This window comes from Methanobrevibacter sp. UBA188, from assembly GCF_905234905.1.
Classification (GTDB): Archaea; Methanobacteriota; Methanobacteria; order Methanobacteriales; family Methanobacteriaceae; genus Methanocatella.
This window is the reverse complement of sequence record NZ_CAJOJM010000015.1, coordinates 62,725-71,185: the sequence shown is the minus strand read 5'-3', so window position 1 is coordinate 71,185 and position 8,461 is coordinate 62,725. Positions and strand designations below refer to the sequence as shown.

Sequence of the window (8,461 nt, the reverse complement as noted above, 5' to 3'; positions counted from 1 at the left end):
TTGAAAATCAAACTTGATTCAACTCATACATATAGCAGGGTTTTTCAAAGCAATTTTCAGATCTCAAATGGCTGATGTTAATGTCATATTTTAAATTTATATTCAGAAATTTTCTATTAATCAGATATTTCTTCAGAAATTGGCATAATCCTTAAAGAAAAATCTGTTAAATCCATATCAGTTTTGAGACACATTCATAAGAATTACCACCGCCTTTCAAACATACAACATATCTTGTAGAGCTTCTTTTATTCAGAATTTGTGGTTTAATTATTTTAACAATTTCAAATCTATCTTTAAGTGTTTTAATTAGTTCTTCAGATTCTGATTTTGAAATTATTTTAAAAACAAGATTGCAAGGGTAATAATCTTCAATAAGGGAATTTGCAAAATCAATTGTTTTAACTTTATCAATTGTTCTATTTCCAGAATAATTGAGAGTCATGTTGGATAGTGCAGTATCGTATGGCATATACTGCCTATTTGATTTGAATTTAAGTTTTTCAGCATTGAAAACATTTTTATATTCCGCTAGCTGTTTCCATTCTGTATGCCCATCATCCTCAAGAATAATAACGTTTCCAAATATGGGGATGAGATTATATTTCTTGTCAAGAAAATCTAGGATTTTTGATGAATCTGAAACAAGATTGGGAGTGAACTTATCACGACTGAGAATCTTATTTTGTGACAACTCAATATAGTCCAATTCGGATTCAACAAGAACAGACATGGTTAAATTTGAGTTTTTATATTTTTCCATCATTTTTTCAAATTGACCCTGATACGGATGTGTTTTGCCGGAAATCTTAACATTTATTTCGCTTTCGGTGCGTTCATATTCATCAATCCATGGCCAAATATCAAATTCAGTGAAAAATTGATGGATTTGAGGATATTTTTCTTCAAATTTGTTAAGATCTTTACTTCTTCCTTTAATATTCATCTGCCCATACCAATAGATTCCCATATTATCGCCCAATATGCATTAATTTGAAGTATTCTTCATTTTTACCAGTGCTTATTTAACTATATTTAGTTTAACTTAATAAGTATATAAATATTAAAGTAATGGTTTTAGTAATGTTTGAATGAATATTCTTTATTCCTATCATATATGTCGATAAATCATTAAGAATGAATTTCATTGCAGAAGTATTACTATAACTAGATTAATTATATATAATTTAAAAATGAAATCATTAATTAATTAAAATTATTTTGGAGAGGACATAATATGAAAGGAGATGTATATTACGGTAAAGGTATAAGGGAGTTAAAAGATAGCCATCAGGACTTGTTTGAATTGGTATCTAACATTAACGATACTGTATGGGATGGTAAGGTTTTAGATTACAAAACTCAAAAATTAATTGCTATTGGTATCACTGCTTCCCGTGCAGATCCAAGAGCTACCAAAAAGCAAATGAGAAGTGCTATTGAAGTTTTGGGCATTACCAAAGAAGAGATTGTTGATGTTTTGAGGGTTGTATTATTAACTTCAGGTATGCCTGCATTTTCCAAATCACTTCAAATTCTAAATAGTGTTGTTGCATCTATTGAAGAAGAGGAAAATCTGGAATAATATTTCTTTTTTTTCTTTTTTTTACAGCAATTGATATATGATTTCACAAATGAAGAATATCATAAAAAATATCATTCCAGGATTTAAGATAACTGTTTTTAAAGGGTTTTTTAGATATATTTCTGTTTTTGCCCCATTGAATTTGGCCTTTTTATAGTTTATCAATTCATAAATTCCAATTAAAAAGGCAATAATGATTACAATAAAGTAGATTAACACTATCCCTAAATCGAACATGTTGAATGAGTTTTGAGCAATTGCCTGGCCTGCTTCACCTACAAATAGACTCACTACAGATCCCATCAGGTTAAGAATAATATGCAATGCTATTGAGTATTTTATTTTTCCTGTTTTTATGTATACGTAAGCGAAAAATCCACCAATCAAGAATGCATAAAAGAATTGGTTTACATTTCCATGGAAAAATGCAAATAGCAATGCTGAAAGTATTATGGATACTTTTGCACCATATTTTATAGTTCTGTCAATTAATATCTTCCTAAATAGCAGTTCTTCAAATACGGGGCCTATTATACTGATTAGCAAAAGATTCAATATGATGTTTGAAGAATTTATCAGCTCAACAACAGGATTTGAGATGTCTGAATGTGTGGCTGCACTAAGTAATGATGTGATTAAAAGGCCAGCAATGTTACCTATCCACATCAGGGTTAGTGAAATGGCAATATAGATAATGAATTTTTTGAAGTTAATGTTTTCCTTTTCAAGTGTTTTCGATTCTATTTTTCTCATTAGATAAATGAAAATTGGCAATGGTAGTATATAATTGCAGATTCCAGATAAAATTGACAAGACATTAACATTGCCAAGTAATTTATCATCATAGAATCCTAAAATATTCACCAGTATTATTTGAAATATTAACGCTAGCAGTCCGAATATCAAATAATTGAATCCGATTTTTGAGAAAAATTTTTTATGTATATTCAATTTCTCACCATTTTTGCTTTTGTTTTGTTATTATTGGTTTTTCTATATAATGTTTGCTATTGGTTTTTAGGCATGACAGTTTTTGCACATTAATTTAGGTTAACCTAAAATTTATATAATATAAAGTACATATTACATAAATGTCGGGGAATTTAGGTTCTCCTAAATATCACTTTATTTTAAAATTAGAGGAGAGAAGTTAAAATGATAAGAAATGAAATTTTTGAAAAATGTGCAGAACATAAACATGCATTGATTTTTGCAGCTGGAATCGCAACTGCAATTGTCGGTAAAAAAATAATTGAATCTAAAACTGTAAAAGATGCAGCAACTCAAGGAATGGCATCTGTAATGTCTGTTAGAAAAGATGCAGAAGAATGCTTCCAGGACATGAAAGAAAATGCTGAAGAGATTGTACTCGACGCACACGAAGAAGACAAAAAAGAAATATACGTTGAAGCTAAAAAGTAAGTTTATTTTTTTTTAGGTTGAAAAATGAAATTCCAAGTAATGTATGATAACGGATCTCGTTTAAGGGTTCGTGCTGGCAAATGGGCCTTCACTAAAGAGGAAGGTTATGGTCTTGCTTCATTACTTTTGAATCAGAGTTTTATCTATGAGGTCTATACTTCTCATAGGAATGGTAGTATATTAATATACTATGAAGAGGGTATCGAAAATAAAGAGAAAATATTTGATATCTTGAGAGGAATTACATTGGATGATTTGTTTGAGGCTGAACCAACACAAACTCAAGTTTCAAAAGAAATCACTGATGATTTTTATTTAAAATTATCTAAAATGATTTTTAAAAGGTTACTGGGAAGATTATTCTTGCCGATACCTATCAAGAATGCCTTAACAATTTTCCGTGCTTTAAAGTATGTCTCTGGAGGCTTAGATAGTTTAACTAGTTTCCGTGTCGATGTTGCACTCCTTGATGGTGCAGCAGTTGCTGGTTCATTATTGTTAAAACAGTATCAACCAGCGAGCTCTATGATGTTCTTATTGTCAATTTCCGATGAACTTGAAGATTACACACTACAAAAAGCCAAATCAACACTCAAAGATAGTTTGGCTTTAAATATTGATACCGTTTGGATAATCGGTGAGGATGGTGAGGAAAAACAATGTCCTGTCGTGGACATTGATAAAGGAGATAAGATTAAAGTACATATGGGCGATGTAATTCCTGTTGATGGAAAAGTAATTGAAGGTGAAGGGATGGTCAATGAAGCGTCAATGACTGGCGAACCATTAGCCGTTCATAAAAGACCTGGAAAAACAGTTCATGCTGGAACTGTGATTGAAGAAGGAAACTTGATTGTTGAAGTCTACTCGATGAATAAGGAAACAAGATTAAATAAGATTATTGATTTAATCGAAAATTCTGAGGAGTTAAAGGCGGATACGCAAAGCAAGGCTGAAAAGCTCGCAGATTCAATTGTTCCATATAGTTTCATTGCAACTGCTTTGACTTATTTAATTACAGGAAATCCAACAAAGGCATTATCTGTATTGATGGTTGATTTCTCCTGTGCAATCAAATTGACTACTCCATTGTCCATCATATCTGCTATGCGCGAAGCATCAGATAACAGAATGATGATTAAAGGTGGAAAATTCCTTGAAAATTATGCCAATGCGGATACAATTGTATTTGATAAGACTGGAACATTAACAAATGCAACACCTAAGGTTGTAGATGTTATTCTTATGTCTAAAAGATACACTCGTGATGAAATCTTGACTATGGCTGCGTGTATTGAAGAGCATTTTGCTCATAGTATTGCTGCCGCTATTGTAAAACAAGCTGAAAAAGAAGGTTTGAAGCATGAAGAAGACCACAGTGAAGTTGAATATATTGTAGCTCATGGTATTGCAACTGAATATGATGGTAAACGTGCCGTGATTGGTTCAAAACACTTCTTATTCGATGATGAAAAGGTTAAGATAACCAAAACTCAGGATAAAAAAGTCAATAAAGCTGCCAAGGAACATTCTGTTGTTTATCTGGCAATTGATGGAAAGCTTGAGGGAATTATCTGTATTGATGATCCTGTACGTGAAGAAGCAAAATATGTTATTGAAGAACTTAAGTCTTTAGGCATTGAAAATATAGTGATGCTTACTGGAGACAGTGAAAGCGGTGCAAAAGCAGCTTCAAAAGCTTTAGGTATCACAGAATATAGGTCTCAAGTGCTTCCAGAAGATAAATCAAGAATTGTTGAAGAGTTTAAGGATGAAGGCAAGACTGTAATAATGGTCGGTGATGGAATTAATGATTCACCAGCGCTAGCGGCGGCAGATGTATCTGTTTCAATGAAAAATTCATCAGATATTGCCCGTGAAGTAGCAGACATATCATTATTGTCAGATGATTTATATGACCTTGTAACACTTAGAAAATTAAGTACTGGAATGCTAGACAAGATTAATGACAATTATCGTAATATTGTATTGGTAAACGGTTCACTTCTTGTATTAGGTGTATTCGGTGTAATCTCCCCATCAACATCTTCAATGATACACAATTTGTCTACAATGTTGTTTGGAGCTATGAGTACCAAATCAGTTCTAAAAGATGAAGACTATAACAAAGGTATAGAAGTAGAAGCTATTGAAGTGGCTGATGCTTCTTAATTTTTTCTTTTTTTTAATATTTTTTTAAAGTTTTTATATTATGTTAACATAATTATTAATGTATAAAAATTTTAAATTAAGTGATGAAATGTTTGATAATTATAATAATAGGTTTGTCCCAATAATTTTACCGATAATTTTAATATTTTTTTGGTATTTGATAACTAATGGTTTGGGATTGTTTTCTTCATATATCTTGCCGGGACCTATTGATGTAATCAATTCTGCATGGGTAGTTATTCAAAATGGAAAATTGCTCACTAATACTATTGATACATTATTTAAAGTATTTGCTGGTTTAATTTTGGCATCTTTAGTGGCTATTCCTCTTGGGATTTTACTTGGGTGGTATAAGACTTTGGAAGATTTATGTACTTTTGTAATAAGTGTTTTAAGACCAATCCCTCCTGTTGCATGGATTCCATTTTCAATTTTATGGTTTGGAATAGGAACCGTTCCTGCAGTATTCATTATATTTATGGGATGTGTATTCCCTATTTTGGTATATACTACTGATGGTGTTAAAAGAACTGATAAAGTTTTAGTGGAATCAGCTCAAACTCTTGGGGCTACTGATTGGAATGTTTTAAGACGTGTGGTTTTACCTTCTGCAGTTCCTTATGTCGTATCTGGTTTAAAGGTAGGTATTGGTATTGCATTGATGTGTACTATTTCAGCTGAAATGATTGGTTCAAGTAGTGGTTTAGGTTATATGATTTTAACTGCAACAAACCTGTTTGATACTGGTACTACTGTTGTTGGTATGCTTGTAATTGGTTTAATTGGACTTATATTTGACTTTATATTTACAAGAATTCAAAACAGGATATTTTGGTAGGTGTTATGAATGTCAATTGATGTAAAAAATATTAATAAATCCTTTGAAGGTAAAAAATCAGATAAATTATCTGTTTTAGAGGATATTAATTTAACTATTGATGATGGGGAGTTAATTTGCCTTTTAGGACCATCAGGATGTGGTAAAACAACTCTTTTAAGATTGATTGCAGGATTGGACCAACCTACTTCCGGTGAAATTGTTGCCAATGGTGAAGTTGTTAAAAAGCCATCTGGTGACAGAGCCGTAATTTTCCAACAATATTCACTATTTCCTTGGTTAACTGTCCTTCAAAATGTAACTTTTGGTTTGGAAATGACAAAAAAGGGAAGCAAGGAAGAAAATATTGCAGCTGCTGAGAGATACTTGACAAGTGTTGGTTTAATTGACTTTAAGGATAGCTATCCACATGAACTTTCAGGTGGTATGAAGCAAAGGGTTGCAATTATTAGATCTTTGCTTAATCATTCACCAATCTTACTTATGGATGAGCCATTTTCTGCATTGGATATGCAAAATAGACATAAGCTTCAAGAACAACTGATTGGGGTTTGGAAAAGATTTGAAAATACAATTGTTTTTGTTACTCACGATGTTGATGAAGCAGTATATCTTGCAGATAAAATTGTCATTATGGATAAAAATCCTGGTAAAATTGCAAATATCATAGATGTAGATATTGAAAGACCGAGAAAAAGAGAATCTAAAGAATTTATAGCTCTTCAAGAGTCTATTGTCGAAAATTTAGATATGGGAGACTAGCTTTTCAGCTATATCTCAGTTAATTCTTTTTTTTTTTAACATTATATTTTAGCTATTAAAGTTCCGTAATTTCCATTTTTTATCCCTTCATAGACATAATCGAGGGATTTTAAAATACTTGTTTTTAAATCATTATCTTTTGCCAAATATGCAACAATTGCTGATGATAAATTACAGCCTGTTCCATGCAAATTATCTGTTTCTATTAATTCCTGTTTTTCAATCAGGATCTCGCCATTGATGTTAATGGTGTTTATTCCATCCAAATGTCCTCCGGTAATGAGGCTGTCACAAACTATTTTTTCACAGGCTTTAATAGCATCTTCCTTCGAATTAATTTTTAAGCCGGTTAACTTTTCGGCTTCGGCAATATTTGGTGTTGTTAAAATGGAGTTTGGAAGCAGATATTTGTTCAATGCCTTTGCAATGTCTTGTTGAGTTAAGTCTCCGCCGGATGTTGCAACCATGACTGGATCTACCACTGCCTTTAAGTCATATTCCTTGATTTTTTTAGAAACCAATTTGATTATTTCCGGGGAATATAACATTCCTGTTTTTATAAATTCGACATCATATGAATCCATTACTGCATCAATTTGCTCAGTAATGTAGTCTTCACTGACAGGCAATGTTGAAAAGAATTTATAGGGATTTTGTGCGGTTAGAGCTGTTACGATGCCGGTTCCATAAACACCAATTGCCTGAAATGTCTTTAAATCTGCAAAAACACCTGCTCCGGCAGAAGGGTCAACACCGGCTATGCTCATTACAATCATCTAATCAGCTCTTGTAACTTTAATTCTTTCACTTCCACGGAAAGGCTCAAACTGCACTTTCAACTCTTTTAGATATTTTCTGGTATGGGTTTTTTCACCGTGAATCATGATTTCACCCAAATCTTCTGCAGTATTGACATCCAAAGCCATGAATAGTGAATCATGAACTTGGGGGTTTAGTTTTTTCCTTTCTGCAGCATTGACATGCTCTTTATAGCTGAACCCTTCAAAATGAGTGTGAATAGCCATAGGCTTCATAATCATCATATTTGTCCCTCCACCTTTAGATGGGACAATAATGAAATCTAGACTTTTTGATGCTTCAATTAACATGGCAATGTTTGTTTTTCCTATCAATGGGATGTCTGATGGAACAATTATGACCTTTCGGGTTTTACCTTTGCAGAATTTCATTGCCTGTGTTAATGCTTTGTTTAGATTGGAATTTTCATTTTCAAGAATAGTATCCAATTTAAGGCTTTTAGCGTAAGTGAGGACGTCTTCATCTCTGCTGATTATGAAAATTTTATCGACATATCTTTTTAGGGCATCGGTTACATCCTGAAGCATTACTTTCAGGAGTTTTTCCCTTTCTTCTTCTGATAAAAAAGGAGAAAGCCTTGTTTTTGCATTTTTGAATTTGCTTACTGGAATTATTGCATAAATATTGTCCATATTATCACTAGTAAGTTTTAGCTATTAAAGCAATGTATTTTGCATCATTGTCGCTGGCTATACATTTGCCTTCAGATATTTCTTCTTGAATTCCTAAAATGTCATAGCCTGTTTTTTCTTCGATTTCCTTACCTATGGCTTCATCTCCACACCAGTAGAATTTGACTACATTTCCAGCTTCAACAAGCTCTGAAATTTCGTCTATGTTTTCTGTGAATTTGACATGTTCGG

Annotated in this window: 9 protein-coding genes and 1 pseudogene; 5 read left to right on the top strand and 5 right to left on the bottom strand. The window is 32.3% G+C overall.

The window, feature by feature from the left end:
• Positions 1-166 precede the first annotated feature (166 nt).
• The gene (locus tag QZ143_RS04735; RefSeq protein ID WP_292881767.1) at positions 167-970 is read right to left on the bottom strand and encodes an SAM-dependent methyltransferase; all 804 of its coding nucleotides are present in this window, start codon (positions 968-970) and stop codon (positions 167-169) included.
• A gap of 267 nt (positions 971-1,237) precedes the next feature.
• Here QZ143_RS04735 and QZ143_RS04730 point away from each other — a divergent pair, with 267 nt between their 5' ends.
• Complete coding sequence (locus tag QZ143_RS04730) at positions 1,238-1,585, top strand: carboxymuconolactone decarboxylase family protein (protein ID WP_292605558.1); 348 nt, start codon at positions 1,238-1,240, stop codon at positions 1,583-1,585.
• Positions 1,586-1,606: 21 nt separating this feature from the next.
• Here QZ143_RS04730 and QZ143_RS04725 read toward each other — a convergent pair whose 3' ends face one another.
• Positions 1,607-2,536, bottom strand: coding sequence for a type II CAAX endopeptidase family protein (locus tag QZ143_RS04725; RefSeq protein ID WP_292881764.1), 930 nt, complete (start codon positions 2,534-2,536; stop codon positions 1,607-1,609).
• Between the two features lie 204 nt (positions 2,537-2,740).
• Between QZ143_RS04725 and QZ143_RS04720 the strand changes: the two genes are divergently transcribed.
• From QZ143_RS04720 to QZ143_RS04705, 4 genes are all read left to right on the top strand, one after another.
• Complete coding sequence (locus QZ143_RS04720) at positions 2,741-3,007, top strand: hypothetical protein (RefSeq protein ID WP_292605554.1); 267 nt, start codon at positions 2,741-2,743, stop codon at positions 3,005-3,007.
• A gap of 24 nt (positions 3,008-3,031) precedes the next feature.
• The gene (locus QZ143_RS04715) at positions 3,032-5,179 is read left to right on the top strand and encodes a heavy metal translocating P-type ATPase (RefSeq protein ID WP_292881762.1); all 2,148 of its coding nucleotides are present in this window, start codon (positions 3,032-3,034) and stop codon (positions 5,177-5,179) included.
• Between the two features lie 88 nt (positions 5,180-5,267).
• Positions 5,268-6,017, top strand: coding sequence for an ABC transporter permease (locus QZ143_RS04710; protein ID WP_292881759.1), 750 nt, complete (start codon positions 5,268-5,270; stop codon positions 6,015-6,017).
• 9 nt (positions 6,018-6,026) lie between these two features.
• A complete protein-coding gene (locus QZ143_RS04705; protein WP_292881757.1) occupies positions 6,027-6,779 on the top strand; it encodes an ABC transporter ATP-binding protein in 753 nt (250 codons plus the stop codon).
• A gap of 41 nt (positions 6,780-6,820) precedes the next feature.
• On the opposite strand, the gene thiD is transcribed toward QZ143_RS04705, so the two are convergent.
• The 3 genes and pseudogenes from thiD to QZ143_RS04690 form a co-directional block, all read right to left on the bottom strand.
• Positions 6,821-7,555, bottom strand: coding sequence for a bifunctional hydroxymethylpyrimidine kinase/phosphomethylpyrimidine kinase (gene thiD, locus QZ143_RS04700; protein WP_292881754.1), 735 nt, complete (start codon positions 7,553-7,555; stop codon positions 6,821-6,823).
• Positions 7,556-8,230: a 2-phospho-L-lactate guanylyltransferase gene (cofC, locus tag QZ143_RS04695; protein ID WP_292881750.1), complete on the bottom strand. Its 675-nt coding sequence runs from the start codon at positions 8,228-8,230 to the stop codon at positions 7,556-7,558.
• 7 nt (positions 8,231-8,237) lie between these two features.
• Positions 8,238-8,461 (bottom strand): annotated as a pseudogene (locus tag QZ143_RS04690) (proline--tRNA ligase); the annotation flags it as partial.